The organism is Nitrospinota bacterium (assembly GCA_016235255.1).
Classification (GTDB): Bacteria; Nitrospinota_A; UBA7883; order UBA7883; family JACRLM01; genus JACRLM01.
The window spans coordinates 1-16,770 of sequence record JACRLM010000058.1; the positions used below are offsets into that span (position 1 = coordinate 1).

At 59.0% G+C, this 16,770-nt stretch carries 15 protein-coding genes and 1 pseudogene; 2 read left to right on the forward strand and 14 right to left on the reverse strand.

What is annotated here, in order from left to right:
- Window positions 1-189 precede the first annotated feature (189 nt).
- The gene (gene folP / locus HZB29_07270) at window positions 190-966 is read right to left on the reverse strand and encodes a dihydropteroate synthase (GenBank protein ID MBI5815396.1); all 777 of its coding nucleotides are present in this window, start codon (window positions 964-966) and stop codon (window positions 190-192) included.
- Between the two features lie 61 nt (window positions 967-1,027).
- Complete coding sequence (gene infB, locus HZB29_07275; GenBank protein ID MBI5815397.1) at window positions 1,028-3,637, reverse strand: translation initiation factor IF-2; 2,610 nt, start codon at window positions 3,635-3,637, stop codon at window positions 1,028-1,030.
- A 358-nt stretch (window positions 3,638-3,995) separates the two neighbouring features.
- On the opposite strand from infB, the gene HZB29_07280 reads away from it, so the two are divergent.
- Window positions 3,996-4,676: an energy-coupling factor ABC transporter permease gene (locus tag HZB29_07280; GenBank protein MBI5815398.1), complete on the forward strand. Its 681-nt coding sequence runs from the start codon at window positions 3,996-3,998 to the stop codon at window positions 4,674-4,676.
- A 24-nt stretch (window positions 4,677-4,700) separates the two neighbouring features.
- Here HZB29_07280 and HZB29_07285 read toward each other — a convergent pair.
- Together HZB29_07285 and HZB29_07290 are read right to left on the reverse strand one after the other, a co-directional pair.
- A pseudogene (locus HZB29_07285) lies at window positions 4,701-5,072 on the reverse strand (DUF5615 family PIN-like protein).
- Complete coding sequence (locus HZB29_07290) at window positions 5,069-5,299, reverse strand: DUF433 domain-containing protein (protein MBI5815399.1); 231 nt, start codon at window positions 5,297-5,299, stop codon at window positions 5,069-5,071. The pseudogene HZB29_07285 and the gene HZB29_07290 overlap by 4 nt, the downstream one beginning before the upstream one ends.
- A 122-nt stretch (window positions 5,300-5,421) precedes the next feature.
- On the opposite strand from HZB29_07290, the gene HZB29_07295 reads away from it, so the two are divergent.
- Window positions 5,422-6,219, forward strand: coding sequence for a lipoate--protein ligase family protein (locus HZB29_07295; GenBank protein MBI5815400.1), 798 nt, complete (start codon window positions 5,422-5,424; stop codon window positions 6,217-6,219).
- Here HZB29_07295 and HZB29_07300 read toward each other — a convergent pair.
- The 10 genes from HZB29_07300 to HZB29_07345 form a co-directional block, all read right to left on the reverse strand.
- Window positions 6,211-7,731: a glycosyltransferase family 39 protein gene (locus HZB29_07300; protein ID MBI5815401.1), complete on the reverse strand. Its 1,521-nt coding sequence runs from the start codon at window positions 7,729-7,731 to the stop codon at window positions 6,211-6,213. The genes HZB29_07295 and HZB29_07300 overlap by 9 nt on opposite strands.
- Window positions 7,731-8,537 (reverse strand): LpxI family protein, encoded by an 807-nt coding sequence (locus tag HZB29_07305; GenBank protein ID MBI5815402.1) that lies wholly within the window; start codon window positions 8,535-8,537, stop codon window positions 7,731-7,733. The genes HZB29_07300 and HZB29_07305 overlap by 1 nt, the downstream gene beginning before the upstream one ends.
- Window positions 8,537-9,538: a Gfo/Idh/MocA family oxidoreductase gene (locus HZB29_07310; GenBank protein MBI5815403.1), complete on the reverse strand. Its 1,002-nt coding sequence runs from the start codon at window positions 9,536-9,538 to the stop codon at window positions 8,537-8,539. Before HZB29_07310 ends, HZB29_07305 begins: the two co-directional genes overlap by 1 nt.
- Before the next feature lie 4 nt (window positions 9,539-9,542).
- Entirely contained in the window at window positions 9,543-10,259 is a 717-nt protein-coding gene (locus HZB29_07315) for an ABC transporter ATP-binding protein (GenBank protein ID MBI5815404.1), read from the reverse strand.
- An 11-nt stretch (window positions 10,260-10,270) separates the two neighbouring features.
- On the reverse strand, window positions 10,271-10,858 hold the full coding sequence (locus tag HZB29_07320; protein ID MBI5815405.1) for a hypothetical protein: 588 nt from the start codon (window positions 10,856-10,858) through the stop codon (window positions 10,271-10,273).
- A 15-nt stretch (window positions 10,859-10,873) separates the two neighbouring features.
- On the reverse strand, window positions 10,874-12,148 hold the full coding sequence (locus HZB29_07325) for a lipoprotein-releasing ABC transporter permease subunit (protein ID MBI5815406.1): 1,275 nt from the start codon (window positions 12,146-12,148) through the stop codon (window positions 10,874-10,876).
- Between the two features lie 146 nt (window positions 12,149-12,294).
- On the reverse strand, window positions 12,295-12,552 hold the full coding sequence (locus HZB29_07330) for a type II toxin-antitoxin system YoeB family toxin (protein ID MBI5815407.1): 258 nt from the start codon (window positions 12,550-12,552) through the stop codon (window positions 12,295-12,297).
- 4 nt (window positions 12,553-12,556) lie between these two features.
- A complete protein-coding gene (locus HZB29_07335) occupies window positions 12,557-12,763 on the reverse strand; it encodes a hypothetical protein (protein MBI5815408.1) in 207 nt (68 codons plus the stop codon).
- A 312-nt stretch (window positions 12,764-13,075) separates the two neighbouring features.
- Window positions 13,076-15,520 (reverse strand): DNA internalization-related competence protein ComEC/Rec2, encoded by a 2,445-nt coding sequence (locus HZB29_07340; protein MBI5815409.1) that lies wholly within the window; start codon window positions 15,518-15,520, stop codon window positions 13,076-13,078.
- A gap of 60 nt (window positions 15,521-15,580) precedes the next feature.
- Window positions 15,581-16,546, reverse strand: a complete 966-nt coding sequence (locus HZB29_07345; protein ID MBI5815410.1) for an acetyl-CoA carboxylase carboxyltransferase subunit alpha — start codon at window positions 16,544-16,546, stop codon at window positions 15,581-15,583.
- Window positions 16,547-16,770: the final 224 nt, after the last annotated feature.

Genomic DNA, 16,770 nt, shown 5'->3' on the forward strand with positions numbered 1-16,770 from the left:
CCATGGCACGCTCAATCCCTTCCACTTGAGAAAAGAATTTGAAAAAATACTCAGGAGGCTTTTTAATGAGTTATGGGCCAATGAACCATGAGGCGAAAATCCACGCCCCCTTCGGTTACCTTTTCCCGTGAGGCAACGCGTAAACGTCACACTGCTTCCCTTCCCGGGGGGAGCATGTGACTGAATGGCTCATTTTCCTTTCCTGATCCTCTCCGCCACGATCGCCGCGTGCCGGTTGTCCATGACGTTGTGGACGCGCACGATGGACGCCCCTTTCATCACGCACACCGCAGTAATGGCCGCCGTGGCAGCCTCGCGCCGGTCCACAGGCTCGCCTAGCGCCGCCCCGATGAACGACTTGCGCGACGCCCCCACCATCAGCGGGTAACCGAGCGCCGCGAACTTTTCCAGACCGTTGAGTATCGCGAAATTGTGCGAAACAGTCTTGCCGAAACCTATGCCCGGATCGAGGATGATTTTATGGATCCCGCTCTTTTTCAGGACGCTTGTCCGTTCCCGGAAATACCGCAAAATCTCCCCCGCCACGTCCCGGTACACCGGGCGTTTCTGCATCGTCTTGGGCTCGCCTTTCATGTGCGTCACCACCACCGGAGCCTGCGACTTTGCGGCGATCTGTATCATCCGTCCGTCACGCATCCCGGAAATATCGTTTATCATCGCCGCCCCGGCGGCCAGGGCCTGCCCGGCGACTTCGGGCTTGCGGGTGTCTATGGAGACAGGGATTTTGGGATGGCGCTTTACGATCATGCGGATCACGGGGACCACCCGCTCGGCCTCAACCTGCGCGGGGACGGGGTCGGAACCTGGACGGGACGATTCGCCCCCCACATCGAGGATGTCCGCCCCTTCGGCCACCAGCGCGCCGGCCCGGGCCACGGCCTCTTCCACGCTTATGAACATGCCGCCGTCCGAAAACGAATCGGGCGTGACGTTGAGTATCCCCATTATCAGGGGTCTTGCGAACCGGAAACGGTGACCCCGGTAACGGTATTCAGGCGGCGTACGGTCAGTCCGTCTTGCGCTCAACTTTTTCGACAACGAAAGTTTCCACCGCGTCGCCAATCTTCACGTCGTTGTAGCCGACCCCTATGCCGCACTCGTAGCCGTTGGCCACTTCGCGCGCATCCTCCTTGAAGCGTTTGAGCGAGGAGACCTTGCCGGTGTATATCACCACGTTGTCCCGGATAAGGCGCGCGTCCGATCCGCGGGTTATCTTGCCCGAGGAGACCACGCAGCCCGCGATGGTGCCGATCTTGGTTATATTGAACGTGTTGCGCACCTCCGCCCGGCCGGTGACTTTTTCCGCGAACACAGGTTCGAGCATCCCTTCGAGCGCCGCCTTGATGTCGTCCACGGCGTTATAGATGATGCTGTACAGCCTCACGTCCACCCCCTCCGTCTCCGCCATGGAACGGGCCTTTTCGGTGGGGCGCACGTTAAATCCGATCACTATGGCGTCCGACGCGGCGGCAAGGCTTATGTCCGTCTCCGTTATTCCGCCCACTGCGCCGTGGAGCACGCGGATGCGCACATCGCCGACGTTGATGTCCTCCAGCGCTTTCTTCACACCCTCGATGGAGCCCTGGAAGTCCGCCTTGATGATTATGTTAAGGTCCTTCACCGAGCCCCTTGTCACCTGGGCGTGCAGGTTCTCAAGCTTGAGGTGCTTGGCCTTGGCGCCCTCCGCCTTCTCCGCGTTTATCCGGGTGATGGCGATCTGGTGGGCCTTGCGCTCGCTTTCGGTCACCATGAACGTCTCCCCGGCCACGGGCACCCCCGAAAAACCGATTACCTCCACCGGTGTGGACGGCCCGGAGTGGTCTATTCTGCGCCCCTTGTCGTCCATGAGCGCGCGCACTTTTCCGTAATGCGCTCCGGCCACGAACGGGTCGCCTATCTTCAGCGTCCCTTTCTTGACCAGCACCGTGGCAACCGGGCCGCGTCCCTTGTCCAGCTTGGACTCTATCACCACGCCGAAGGCTTCCCTCTCCGGGTTTGCCTTAAGCTCCAGCACTTCCGCCTGCAGCAGAAGCATCTCCAGCAGATGTTCGATCCCTATGTTCTTTTTGGCGGACACTTCGCAGAATATCGTCGTCCCGCCCCATTCCTCGGGCACAAGCTCGTGCCCGGCCAGTTCCTGCTTTATCTTGTCCGGCGCGGCGCCCGGCTTGTCTATCTTGTTCACCGCCACGAGCACCGGAACGCCCGCCGCCTTGGCGTGATGGATCGCCTCCACCGTCTGGGGCATCACCCCGTCGTCCGCGGCCACCACGAGCACCACGATGTCCGTCACCGCCGCGCCGCGGGCGCGCAACGCGGTGAAAGCCTCGTGGCCCGGCGTGTCCAGGAACACCACGGTCCCTTTTTCCAGCTTCACGGAGTATGCGCCTATTTTCTGCGTTATGCCGCCAGCTTCCGTCTCCGTGACTGACGTTTTGCGTATGGTGTCCAGAAGCGATGTCTTGCCGTGGTCCACGTGGCCCATGATGGTCACCACCGGCGGGCGCAGAAGAAGCTTGGAGACGTCCTCCACCTCCTTCTCGGCCACTTCCGTCTCGTCCTCTTCCCGGGTCTTGATCTCGTATCCAAGCTCGAGAGCCAGCTCTTTGGCCACTTCGGCGTCTATCGTCTGGTTCAAATTGGCCATTATCCCCTTGCCGATGAGCTTGCCGATGATCTCGTTGACCCCAAGCCTAAGCTTTTCAGCGAACTCTTTTACGGTGGTGGCCTCGTCTATCACGATCTTGCGGGCCTCTATCTCCCGCTTTGCGCGCTCTTCTTCATCGATCAGCCGCTGGATTTCGGCCTCCTCGGCCCTCTGCTTGCGGCGGACCTCTTCAAGTTCGCGCTCTTTTTTCTTGGTCTCCGCGGCCGCCTTGCGCTTTATTTCGTCGTCTTCCTTGCGCCGCAGACGCTCAAGGCGCTTTCTTTCTTCTTCGTCGCGCTTGCGCTCCCACCTGTCGCGCCCCTCGTCGCGCCTTCTGGGCTTCTCCTCGGTCTCGCCGGCGGGCCTTTTTGGGGCGGACGGCGCCGCCGGGGGCGTGTGCGGGCGCGGGTGCTGCGGTTTCTGACGGAAATCCCTTTTCTCCTCCGGCCTGTGCTCCACCCTTGGCGGATGGGGCGCCGCCGGTTTCACGCCTTCGGGCCTTCTTGCCTGCGCCGGATGGACATGGGCCGCAGGGGGGACGGGAACAACTGGCTTTATTTCTTTTTTCACAGGTTCGGCTTCCGGCTCCGCTTTCGGCGCGGCTGGAGGCTCTTGAGTTACGGGAGCGGTAACAGCGGCAGGTATTTCAGTCGCCGCAGTTATGGGCTCAGCGGCGGCATGCTCCTTTTTTTCAGCATGCTGCACCGGCTTTTTACCCGTTTCTTTGGAAGGTTTTACGGCAACCGGTTTTTCGGGCTCTTTGGGAGCCTCCGCCTTCGGCCTGGCCTTCTTCGGTTTTGTGGCGATGCCCATGGCCGCCACCTGCTTGCGCAACCGGTCGGCCAGGTTGTTGTCAATAGTGCTCGAATGGCTCTTCACCGGGTAGCCCATTTTCCCGATGATGTCCACCAGTGTCTTGCTTTGCACGCCAATGTCCTTGGCCAGCTCGTAAATCCGTATGCCTGACAAATCGCTCTCCTTGAATGCCTGAAAAAACCTTCCGGTTTTCGCCAACCCTGTACGGTTAAATTATTGATGTTAACATGAATCCTTTCACGGCGCCATAATTACAAGTTCCATTTTTCTTAAAGGCCCAAGCCGCTTCATGTAGGTTGCTGTCCGGGGTGTTTGAGCGCGCAAGCGCGTCACCCCGGACTCCTCGTATCACGATAGAGGACACCGGGGTGACCGCCCTTCGGGCTACAACACCCCGGTGAGCGGTAATTTTCTAAAAGCATGAAGCCGCGCCACGCGGCCTGCTTTCCTCTTCCAGTAATACTATTTTTGGGATAGTATTACCGCATAACATTTCATCGGACGGCGGAGAATGCACATTCCGGACGGGTTTTTAAGCTTTGAAGTGGGGGCGGCGGCATTCGCCGTTTCCGCGGCGGCGGGCGCGGCCGCCTTCAAAACCTCGGGCGACGGGGACGCGGACAGGCGCGCCCCGTTGCTGGGAGTGACCTCCGCGTTCGTGTTCGCGGCGCAGATGATAAACTTCCCCGTCGCAGGGGGAACGAGCGGCCATTTCGTCGGCGCGCTGTTCTCCGCCGTGGCCTTAGGGCCCGCAAACGCCGTGATAGTAATGGCCTCCGTTATCACCCTGCAATGCCTGCTTTTCGCCGACGGCGGGGTGACGGCGCTGGGCGCAAACATCATGAACATGGGGGTGATCGGCGGTCTGACGAGCTACTACGTCTTCGCGGCGCTAAAGTCCTTCGCCCCGCGCAACCGCAAATGGTTTTTGGCCTCCGCCGCCGTGGCGGCGTGGGTCTCTGTGGTGGCGTCGTCCGCCGCGTGCGCGCTGGAACTGGCCTTTTCCGGAATTTCCCCGATGCAGGCGGTCCTGCCGGCCATGACGGCGGTCCATTCCGTTATCGGCGTGGGCGAGGCTGTCATCACCGCCTCCGCCCTTTCCATCGTGATGGCCGCAAGGCCGGACATCATCGCTTCGCTGAATTTTGACCCGCAGACGGCTCGGCCCATGGGCGCAGGGGAAAATCCATAGAGGCCTCTCAACCTCGGTTGGCGGTCAACCTAAAATTGGAAGCTTCCTGATTCTTAAACGCGTGGGCTCAAACACCACGAGGGCTCCTTCTTCAAGCTGGCTCTCTATCGCCGGAAGGTTTGCCAGAAGGAGCTTTAACTGCTCTTCCGGACGCTTCTCCGCCCCGGAGCGGAAAAGAATAAGCGACGGCCTTGATGAATTCTAATTGGCCAGCAAAGCCCCGAAATCAGCGTCACTGGAGATGATTGTCCTGCTCTCGGATTCGGCGAACCTGAAAATCTCCTCATCGCCTGCGGTGGCAAGCCCCACATCCCTTACATGACGGCTGTCAAACCCGGCAATATTCAGACCGTTGGACAATACAGGAGAGAGGGTGTTATCAACAAGGAATTTCAAGAGGCCTTAACCAAAGGCAGTTCGCGCTCACGCACCGCCTGGGCCGCAAACCTCAGCGCTTCTTTAATGTCTTCCTTTTGAAGGTCCGGATAGTCCCGCAATATCTCTTCCTCGGCCATCCCTTGGGCGACCATGTCTATCACCGCGGCGACAGGGATGCGCAGGCCGCGAATGCACGGGGCTCCCCCCATTTGTTTCGGGTTGACTGTTATCCGCTGGAAGTTCATGGGATATATTCTCCTTTCGGGAATTATACCATTTGCGGCGGGCTGGGTGTGAAAGCGCCTTCAACCCTTTCACCTCCCGCCAAGCAGGTTGTATAATCCTTCAAAACACTCTATTCAAAACAATGACCGATCTCTGGAGACTGATACTCGATCCGCCGTGTGGCGGCGCTTTGAACATGGCCGCCGACTCCCTGCTGTTAAAACAGGCGGAGAACGGCGCGCCCCCTGCGCTGCGGCTGTATGGATGGAGCCGCCCATGCGTGTCCATCGGGTACGCCCAGGACATTGGCGACGTGGACATTGAAAACGCCGGGGCCGTCGGCGCGGACATCGTCCGCAGGCCCACCGGCGGCAGGGCTGTGCTGCATCATGACGAACTGACCTACGCGGTGGCCATACCCTCATCAAGCACACTATTCGGCCCGCTGGGGGATGTGTACGAACTGGCGGCGCGCGCCATCCGGCTGGCGATAGAGTCGTTCGGTATCAGCGTTGACAGCCCCGCCCATCATTCCGCGCCGGGGCGCAATCCGTGCTGTTTCGCGTCCCGGACCAGAAGCGAGATTTCGGTGAATGGCCGGAAGGTTGTGGGAAGCGCCCAGCGCCGGGTGAAAAATGCGGCCCTCCAGCACGGCTCGATCATCCTTTCGATGGACGTTACGGCCTATCTTTCTTGCCTGAGCTGGAAAAACGATGCGGCAAAGATGAAGACGGCCGCCGGAATCGGCGGATTGAATGATGGCAGGGAAATCTCCATCGCCAGTGATGAACTGGCGGGGGAGGTTGTCCGCGCCTTTGAAAAACTGCACAGGATAAGTTTTGACAAGCGCCCGTTCTCACCGCAGGAACTAAGTGAAATAGAGTTGTCCGGCGAGGCGTTCGCGGCGCCGGATGGGGTCACCGGAGCGCGGTCACTTTAGCGGCGCCCACTTTTTCGACCCGTTATAGTCCTTCCCGGTCCATATCGTGAAAAGCCGGGTGACCTCCCCTCCCCTTTCGATGGGGATTTGCTTTACCTTCTTCACATCCGTGAGCCTGTAAAGCTCCTCCGGCGGTTCTTCGAACCTCAAATCGGTGACTATAATCGCCGTGCGCCCGGCCAATGTCTTTTCGTCGTCCCAGAAATCGAACTGGTCCGTCCTCTCGTTTATGCACGCCACCGGGATTTTATTTTTCGTCGCGAACATCATCTGCGAACAGAGCACCCAGTGATGCGCCAGAGCGAAAGGTTCCCCCCCCTCCTCGCGCTTGATCTTTTCGTACAGGGCCGATATTTCCGGCCCAACCTTGTCCCACCCGAGGATCTCGTTTGTTATGTCATATTTCGCCTTGATCGGCAGGATGGGATGGAACACATGTATGTAAAACGCGGCGAAAGCGGCGCAAGCCATGGCCGTGGCGGCCCAGAACCAGCCTTTGGCCCACGCTCTGGCCCTGCCAGTCCATTTTTCCATCCCTTCGAACCCCAGCGACACTGTCATCACAATCGCCGTAAGGTATCCGAAGGCTGGCCAGTGCGGCTCCGCTTCGTCCGTCCACACGGTCACTGCATAGAAGAAAAGAAGCGTGGGAATGGAAAACGCCGCCAGCGTGGCGTAACGCGCGTCCCCGCCAATCGCGCGCTTAACCCCTTTTACGCATCCCCACAGGAGCCCGATAAAATACAGGGGTGTGACATACAATCCTTGTCCGCCCACAAGCCTGCCGAAGTTGTTCCATGAAAAACCGGCCCAATGATGCCTCTCCACCAGGTGGAACTTGAAGCTGGGCCAATGGTTTGCATAGTTCCAGCAGATCACAGGCGAGAACACCGCCAGCGCGATAAGCCCCATGATGTACGGCTGGGGCCTTAGATACCAATGCCTGTAAGCCGGGACCGCCGCCACAAGGACCATCATCGAAGGGAGCAGCAGGATGGCGAAATATTTGCTCACAAGCCCCGCGCCCAGGATCACCCCCAGCGCATACCACAGCCACGCCGGGCCATTGTCCACAAGCAGCCGGCGCGCCACTATCACAAACAGTATGTACAGAAACGCCGCGGGGATGTCCGGCACCATCTGGAGCGCGCCGATCCCGAACATGGGGATGAGGTTGAACACCAGCAGTGAATAGAAAGCGATTCGAGCATCGCCGAAAATGTCCATCACCAGCCGGTACATCAGCCAGCAGATGCCTATGAACAGGACGAGCGACGGCAGGCGGGTCATGAAGGCAGAATCGCCGCCGATGGAGGTGGACAGGCTGATCAGCCACGCCACCATGGGAGGATGGTCGTAATAACTCAAGGCGAGCTTGCGCGACCAGGCCCAGTAATAGCTTTCAGAGTCGCCAAGGCCCGTAAGCCCCATCATGGCCATGCGGAACAGGGCGAATCCGGTCACCAACGCGGCGCTCCACAAGGCGTAACGCCTGCTTGCCGGCGTTGTCATCAGACCGCCACGAACGATATGCCGTACCGCGAACAGACCTGCTCCATCGCGGGCATGTCCACCACCAGCGTCTTGCCCGCCTCCACCGCCAGAACGGATGCCTTGAACCGCCCCATAGTTTCCACGGTGGTAACGCCCACTGCAGGCACGTCGAACCTCTCGTCCTGGTCCGGCTTTGCCACCTTGCACACCACCGCTCCTTCTCCGGCGATCCGTGCGCCTCTTTCGATGGCCTCGTCCGTCCCCTCGATGGCCTCAACGGCGAGAACGGCCCCGTCCTTCACCACCACCGTCTGCCCGATGTCCATCGCGGCTATGCCCCTGGCCATTTTCATGCCGAAAGTTATGTCCGCCCTCTGCGCCTCCAACGGGGCCCGGCCGGCCAGAAGCCCGGCTCCGGGCATGTGGTGTTTGAGGAATTCGGTCTGGCTGACCACCGTGAAACCCTCTTTTTCAAGGGCGCCGGTTATGGCGTTCATCACCGCGTCGTCGTTTTTCAGGTCCAGGCTTCTCATTATGGACAAAGCCTTAAGGTCGAATTTAGGATTTTTGTAAAGCACACGCTTGTCCACCTTGCCGAGCATGGTGATCTCGGTGACTCCGCTCTTTTTGAACGTGGAGATCACTTTGCCCGCCTGACCCAGCCCCATCAGGTTGACGCTGGAGACAATCGGCGCAAGCAGTTCGGCGGCCGCCTGGTCGAACACCACCGCCACCACCTCGCGCCCTGCGCAGACAGCTTCCCTTGCGAATATTGCGGGAAGCTCCCCCTTCCCGGCGATCAGTCCGGCGGGTTTATGTTTCATCAGACGGCGGGAGCTAGGGACTTCCTGACCAATTTCAACTTGTCGAGCGCCATAAGCGCGACTTTCAGCGACAGCAGTTCGTTTTCCACCGATATGCGCCGGTCCGCCCCGTTGGCGGCGCAGTCTATCAGATGCGCCAGTTCCAGCTTGAGCGGATTGTCCTTGTGGACGAAAATCTTCTCCACCAGCGACTCCTGGGCGTACCGCAGCTCCTGCCGTGAAAGCTGGTGCTGCGACGACGCGCGGCGGTGCACCACGATGTCCTGGTGGGTATAGTCCAGGTAGATGTACTCTTTCTCCTGCGTAACCGCCAGCGACCGGATTTTCTCCTGCGACACCCGTGAGGCGAGCATGTTGGCCATGCAGCCATTCTCAAAGCGCATCTGGACGTTGACCACGTCCTCATTGTCCGAGAACACCGAAGAGCCGATCACGTTAAGCTCGGCGATGGGTGAGTTGACCAGGTTCAATATTATGTCCAGGTCGTGGATGAGCAGGTCCAATATCACCCCGTCGTCCTTCATTCTCGGATCGAACGGGCCCATGCGGCGCGACTCGATGAATATGGGATCATGCGCCACTTTCATAAGCTCCTGCACGGCGCCGTTGAACCTTTCCACGTGCCCCACATGGAGCGCCACCCCTTTTTTGTCCGCGATGTCGAAAAGCTCCGCCGCCTGGGCAAGGTCGCTGCAGATGGGCTTTTCCACCAGGCAGTTTATCCCCGCCTGCAGGCATGCCTTTGCTATGGTGTAATGCTGGACCGTTGGCACGGCGATGGAGACCACGTCCACCTTGCCGAAAAGGGATGTGAAATCGGTGTAGCTTTCAGTATTGAACCTGCGCGCTATTTCCGCCGCCTTGGCCCCGTCTATGTCCACCACGCCGGCAAGCTCCACCCCTGGAAGCTCCGAATATACGCCCACATGATACTGCCCCATCCTCCCGGCGCCGATGACCCCGGCGTTGATGACGCGGCTGTTCTTCTCTTTCGCGCTCATTTACTCACTGCTCTGGTTGTGAAACAAAGCTGTCATTATATACCATGCCGTCCTTCATTCTGACAACCCTCCCCATTTTTTCGGCAAGCGATTGATTATGCGTGACTATCACGAATGTCTGCCCGCGCTCGGCGTTCAATTTCGTGACAAGCCCGAAGACCTCGTCGCCGGTGGCGGTGTCCAGGTTGCCGGTGGGCTCGTCGGCAAGCACCATGGCCGGGCCGTTGACCAGCGCCCGGGCGATGGCCACCCGCTGCTGCTCCCCGCCGGAAAGTTTTCCGGGCCGGTGGCCGGAGCGGGCCTTTAGCCCCACCATCTCCAGCAACTCCCCGGCTTTATTAACCGCGTCCCGCCTGTTCGCCCCGGCGATCATGGCGGCCAACGCCACATTCTCCTCGGCGGTGAACTCCGAAAGCAGGTGGTGGAACTGGAAAACAAAACCCACCATGCGCGACCGGAAGGAGGCCAGTTCCCGCTCTTCCATGGCGAATATGTCCGTCCCGTTGTATAGCACACGCCCTTCCGACGGCTTGTCCAGCGCCCCCATGATATGTAAAAGGGTGCTTTTGCCCGCCCCGGAGGCGCCCATCACTCCGACGATCTCCCCGGCGCCCACCGAAAGGTCCACCCCATTGAGAACTTCAATCCGGCTTTGGCCCATGAAAAAGTGGCGGCGAAGCCCCTCCACCCTCACGAATTCTTCCACGTTCTTCTTTTCCATATTCACGATAACTATCCTAGCGCGGCGAGCACTGCGCCCGATATGAGCGGGACGGTCAGGTTGTCGTCCACTGGGCCGGAATAAAGCTCCGCCGCCGCCGCCGCCGCCGCTCCGGCCACCGAGAGGGGAAGCGGGAAACCGCCTATGCCCACGGCCACCGCCACGCACACCGCGAACATCGCAAGGCTTCCTTCAAGCGACCGGCCGTTGTGAAGCCTGAACCTGCCGAATTTTTTTCCAAGTATCGCCGCCGCCGGGTCCCCCAGCGATATGAAGTAAAGCACCGTCACCGCTATCACCGGAGAGAACAATATCAGCGCCAGCGCCGTCCCGCCAAGCATGTACGCAACGCCTGTGAGCACATGCGCCTCCTTCTTTTTCATCAGGAACGCAAAATGCCGCGCAAACCAAAGGTTCACCTTTTCATTGCGTATCCGCGCCGTGTCGAAAGCAAGCCATCCGAACGCCGCCGCCACCATCAAAGCGGTGACAAGGCTTCTGGGCACCGGCTCAAAAAGGTACACGGTGGGTATTATGGAGGCTGTGAGCGCATGGAAGAGCTTTCGCGGCATGTGCGAATCGTGAAAAACCCGGGTCATCCGCCAGCCCGCCTTTTATTCATAGCGCAACGCCTCCACTGGATCGAGCCTCGAGGCGCTCCATGAAGGGTATATGGTGGCCAGCGCCGTGATAAAAAGCGCGGCCAGCGATATCATCCCCACGTCCGAATAGTCTATAAGCACCGGGAGGGTGTCCACGTTATAGACATCCTTCGGCAGTTTTATGAACTGGTACCTGTCCAGCAGGGCGCAAAGGGTAAATCCGCCGATGTTCCCCAGCAGCACCCCCGCCACGCCGATTATCATCCCTTCCAGGAAAAACACCTTCATCACACTTCCCTTGGATGCGCCCATCGCCTTTAAGATCGCTATGTCCCGCGATTTTTCCATCACCACCATTATCAGCGTGGAGACGATGTTGAACGCCGCCACGCAGACTATCAGCGCCAGGATAATCCCGATCACCGCCTTCTCCAGCGCCAGTGCGAAGAACAGGTTGCGGTTCAACTGGCGCCAGTCCCGCACCACATACGGATAGCCAAGCGTCTCGCCGATCTTTTCGGCTATGGCGGGGGCCTTGTAAATGTCGTCCACCTTCACCTCCACCCCGGTGACGTTTTCCCCCATCCCGAAAAGGGACTGGGCCTGCGAAAGGGAGATGAGCGCCAGCGACGTGTCGTATTCATACATCCCGGCGCTGAATATGCCCGCCACGTAAAACTCCCGTGAAACAGGCGCCGCGCCGCCGGGGGTGATCTTCCCGGAGGGGCTGACCACCGTTATCGGATCGTTCAGGGTGACATGGAGGTTACGCGCCAGTTCGGACCCGATCACGATGCCATGCCGCGTCACCTCCACCGGCAGGCCTAGGTCGTCCATCTCCATCCCCTTGCGAGCAATGCCTGTGGCCAGCGGCTCCAGGCTCCCTTCCTTTATGTAATTGCCGATGTCTGTGGACTTGATTTCGCGCGAAAGGTCCACCCCCCGGATCACCACGCCGGACACCCTTGTGGCGGAGGTGAGCATCACCTGGTTCATCACGAAAGGAGACACGGCGGCCACCCCGGGGGTCTGTCTGGCGATGTCCACAATACGCTTTGATTCGCTTATCCCCCCCGTGGCCACATGGGTGATTATTATGTGGGAGTTTGCGCCGAGGATCTTCTTTTTCAGGTCTTCCTGCATCCCGGTCATCACCGCCAGCACGACGATGAGCGCGGTGACCCCCACGGCGACGCCGAGGATGGATATCCATGTGATAAGCGATATAAACGTCTGTTTTCGCTTGGCCTTCAGGTATCGAAGGCTGATGAACCATTCGTATGACATAGGAATGAAGTATAACGCAATAGCGCGGGATTAGGGTCAAATTTTGGGGAGGCGCTATGCAGTTTGAAGTATGGGCAGACCTTTGTGTCTGCCCTCTGATGGGCGCACACGCAGGTTCCCAGCAAAAGTTCAGGAGTATGCAAGCGTTACTTGTAAATTGAATGATCTCCTACGGAATGAAAATAGACCGTTCCCTGCTCTCCAAATTCAAAAATAATGCGATGTTTCCGGTCGAGCGAAAAAGCCCAGAAATCCCGCAAACGCCCGTGCAGCTTGTGGGGTTTCAGCCGCGGGTCAAACGGATTGGAGCGGAAAACAACTTCCTTTTCCTCAGCGATAACTTTGATATTTTCTGGCAGGTTTTTATATTGACGGGCAAAAAGCGGGGAATAGACGATTTTCACAGGCCTAGCGGAGGGATTTTAAAGATTTTAAGACTTTCCCTTTCCCGGCGGCTATTTCTTTCCTGCTGGCGGCAAGCTCGCTGAACAACTGGTTTTCTTTCCACAACCGCAAAAGGTCAACAAAGAAATCCACCTCATTTTCATACCGCCCCTTGCGAAGCGCGGAAGAAAATTCTTTTCGAAGCTTTGGAGGCACGGTCACGGTATTCATATTAGTGTCAGTTTACCATAAATCAGGCGTTTTTCCCCGGGAGCGCGGGGTGGCGCGGCCACAGCGAGTGGCGCGGCCACAGCTAATTGCGCCGCCACAGCGAATTGCCAGCATCACTTTAATGGAGCCTCAAAGACTCCATAATGCTTCCCCGTGCTTGCCTCTATTAGCGCTTCCCCGTGGCCGCATCCATTAACGCTTCCCACAGTGGCCGCATCTATTAGCGCTTCCCCGTGGTCGCTGACCACGGATTCCTAAAGCGAGGAACCGGGGTCAAGGCGCTCGCATCCTCTCCACCAAGTGGAACTTTCACTACTCTCCCCCCTCCTTATACCTCTCCATCCCCCACGTTAAAATCCTTACCTTCTTCCCGTCCGTTATCACCCTCACCTCGCCGTCCATATCCGTGCGGAAGACCCGCATCCCGGCGGCTTTTATCCGCTCCAACGCTTTTGCGCTTGGATGATGGTGGTTGTTCCGGTATCCGGCGCTGATAATCGCCGTCCTGGCCCCCACCGCCTTCAAAAACTCCGGTAATGACGACGACGCGCTGCCGTGATGGGCGATCTTTATCACGTCCGCCCGGATGTCCGCCCCGGAACTCACCAGCCATTGCTCCGCCTCCTTGCCGATATCGCCAAGGGTCAAAACCCGCACCTCGCCGTATTCAAGCATGATGGCCAGCGAGGCGTTGTTCACAGCCTCCTTATACGGCGCTTCCCCATTTGGCGGATTCAAGACTCTCGCCTTCAACCCGCCGGGAAATTCCAGCGTGTCCCCCGCGTACAACCGCCGGTGGCCCCCCGGCGCTTTGATGGAGCCGCGAAGCTTTTCCATCGCCTCGCTTTGCGCCCCGTTGTCCATGAACATCTCCGGCGCCGCCAGCGACGCCAATCCCGCCAACCCGCCCAAATGGTCCGAATCCTCGTGGGTGGCGATCATGGCGGTGATCCCGCTCCTCCCTTCGCGGAACAAAAGCGGCGCCACCAGCGACCGCCCCGGATCGAATGTCTCAAACTTCGGCCCGCCGTCTATCACCATCGCCCCTTTTTGCGGCCACAGGACCATTGTGCAATCACCCTGCCCGATGTCCACAAACCGCGCCACAAGCTCTCCGCCATCCCCCGCGGACCTGGGCGGGACCAGAAAAATCACCAGCGCAACCACAGCCGCGCCCCCCGCCGCAATCCATCGGGCCGCGCCGCGTTTCATCAAAAGCAGCGCCCCGATACTTAAATAATAAAACGCCAGCGCCGCCGGATGGAACGCCGTGACAGCCTTGTATGACATGGGCAGTCCCGCGGCCCATGCCGAAAGTGTCCCGATCAGCCCCATCATCCAACCAGTCAGGTCCGTGGCGAGGCCATGCCCTCCCATCGCCCAAAGCATCCCCCAGGGTATGGCAAACGAAGATATTGGCACCACGATCGCGTTGACCAGGAATCCATAGACCGGCGCGTTATTGAAGTGATACGCCACTATAGGGGCCGTGCCGATGGTGGCGAAGACGGAGACGGCGATGTATGAAAAGAGCCACGGGGCCTTGCGGACAATGGTTTGACGCCATGTGGGGGCTATCTCCTCCAGCGGGGTGAGGAAAAACATCGGTTTCCACCACCGTTCCATGAATATGACGATGGCGAACACCGCCGTGAAGGAAAGCTGGAATCCCGCGTCGAAAAGCGCCCAGGGCCACATGAGCAGGATGATAAACAGCGCCACGCCGAACGAGCCGTAAAAGTCCCGCCCGCGCCCAGCCATCACCGCCGCAAGGTACACCCCGATCATTATGGCCGACCGTATTATGGGAAACTTCATCCCCGTGAGCGCCGCATAGAACACCGCCATCATAAGCGCCACAAACGCCGCGCCCCGCATCGGGATCCCCGCCGACGCCCAATGATAACGGACAGGGTAGGCCATGGCGAAAAACATGAGTTTCGCGGCGAAAAAACAGGCCATCGCCACGAATCCGACGTGCAGCCCCGATACGGAAAGGATGTGCGCCGTGCCGGCCCGGGAAAAATCGCTGCGCTGCTCCGGGGTTATCATCCCGTCGTCCCCCAGCAGGATCGCCCACGTGATGGCCGTCGCCTCCCGTTTCCCCATGTCCAGGTTGCGCCGCATCCGCTCCTTGACCGCCTCCACAGGGCGCATCCAGTTAAAGGTTGTCCCGGTCAGTGTGATATTCGTTTTTTTGCCGGTGAAAAAATCGCCGTGAATGTCCCTTTCCTTCATGTACGCCTCGTAATCGAAGGCGCCGATGTTCCGGAACCCGCGAGGCTGCCGGAATTTCACGTTCTCCAGCAGCAAGATATCGCCAGGCGACGGCTCAAAAGATGAATATCCGGTTCCGCGCCGCATAACAAGCCTTGCCGCGCCGGAAGCCTGCGCTCCTCCGATGGACTTTACCTCCACGATATAGCGGGTATTGTGGGGCCGGACGCTGTCGGTAAATTTCACCTCCACTGTGGCGGCCACGTCCCCCTCGATGTCCATCCGGGAGACATGATTTGACCGGATTTCTTTAAAGCCGTGGCCGGATATGACAGCCGCCCCGCCAGCCAGCGCCAGCGCCATAATCACCCGCAATCCAATGTCCGCCCGCCACAGCGCGGCGGCAAAGCCCAGCGCCACGGCGCCAAGGATGGCTGGATCGCAATCGTAAAACCTGCCGAAGGCTATTCCGGCGGCGAATGAAAAGGAGGCAAGAAGGGCAGGATGTTCTATGGACGTGTCAGGGGAATCGCCGTTCACAATTATCCCGGTATGTTCGCAATAATCCGCCGCCCCTCCCCCAAGGCGCGGCGCAAATGGCTACGAAAGTATGCTCGCCGCGCCCACGGTGCGGAACTTCCTGCGCCGCTGCTCGATTATCTGCGCGGAGTTCATCCCCGCAAACTGGTCCAGATGGCGCCGCAGCGCCCTGCGGAGTATGGAGGCCGCCTGCTCCGGAGACCTGTGCGCCCCGCCCAGCGGCTCTTTTACAATCTCGTCTATCACCCCCTGCTTTAAAAGGTGTGAAGCGGTGAGCGACAGCGCATCGGCCGCCTCCTCCACCTTGTCGCAGCTGTTCCACAATATGGCCGCGCATCCTTCCGGGCTTATCACCGAATATATGGAGTTCTCCAGCATCAGCACCTTGTTGCCAACGCCCAACGCCAGCGCCCCGCCGGAGCCTCCCTCGCCGATCACCACGCTTATCACCGGCACGGCCAGAGACGCCATCTCCATGAGGTTTCGCGCGATGGCCTCGGACTGGCCCCGTTCTTCGGCCCCCACGCCCGGATATGCCCCCGGCGTGTCCAGCAGCGCCACTATCGGCACGCCGAACTTCTCCGCCAGCTTCATCAGCCGCATAGCCTTTCGATAGCCTTCCGGCTGGGCCATGCCGAAGTTGCGGTATATCTTTTCCTTGGTGTCCCGCCCCTTCTGGTTGCCGATGAGCATCACAGCCCTGCCGTCCAGCTTGGCGAATCCACCCACGATGGCGTGGCAGTCGCCAAACGCCCTGTCGCCGTGAAGTTCGGCGAATCCGGTGGTCATGCTCTTTATATAATCCAGCGTATAGGGGCGGGCGGGATGGCGCGCAAGCCTGGCCCGCTGCCAACTGGTCAGCTTGGCGAATATGTCATGCCTCTTCCGGTTGACCGCTTTGTGGAGCTTTTTGATCTCCGACGCATGGTCCACCCCGTGCTGGACGAAATCGTTGCGCAGATCCTCGATCTGGCTCTCCATCTTCACGATCGGCTCCTCGAAATCAAGGAACGTCAACGGCGGCATGTATGAATCCTCGCTTTGCACAATATAAATTAAGCCCGCATTATACCAAAAACCGCCGGACTATATCCTTAATTTGATTTGCTGGCGAATTGCCTCATATTAAAAGTAACCGAAGAATTAGGCGAAAATGATTCGATGCCTCATGTTTCATGTAACCGAAGGGAGCATGGAATATGGGCAAAAGCGCCAGAAAAGAATACCTTGCGAAAATCAAGGGCCGCTAC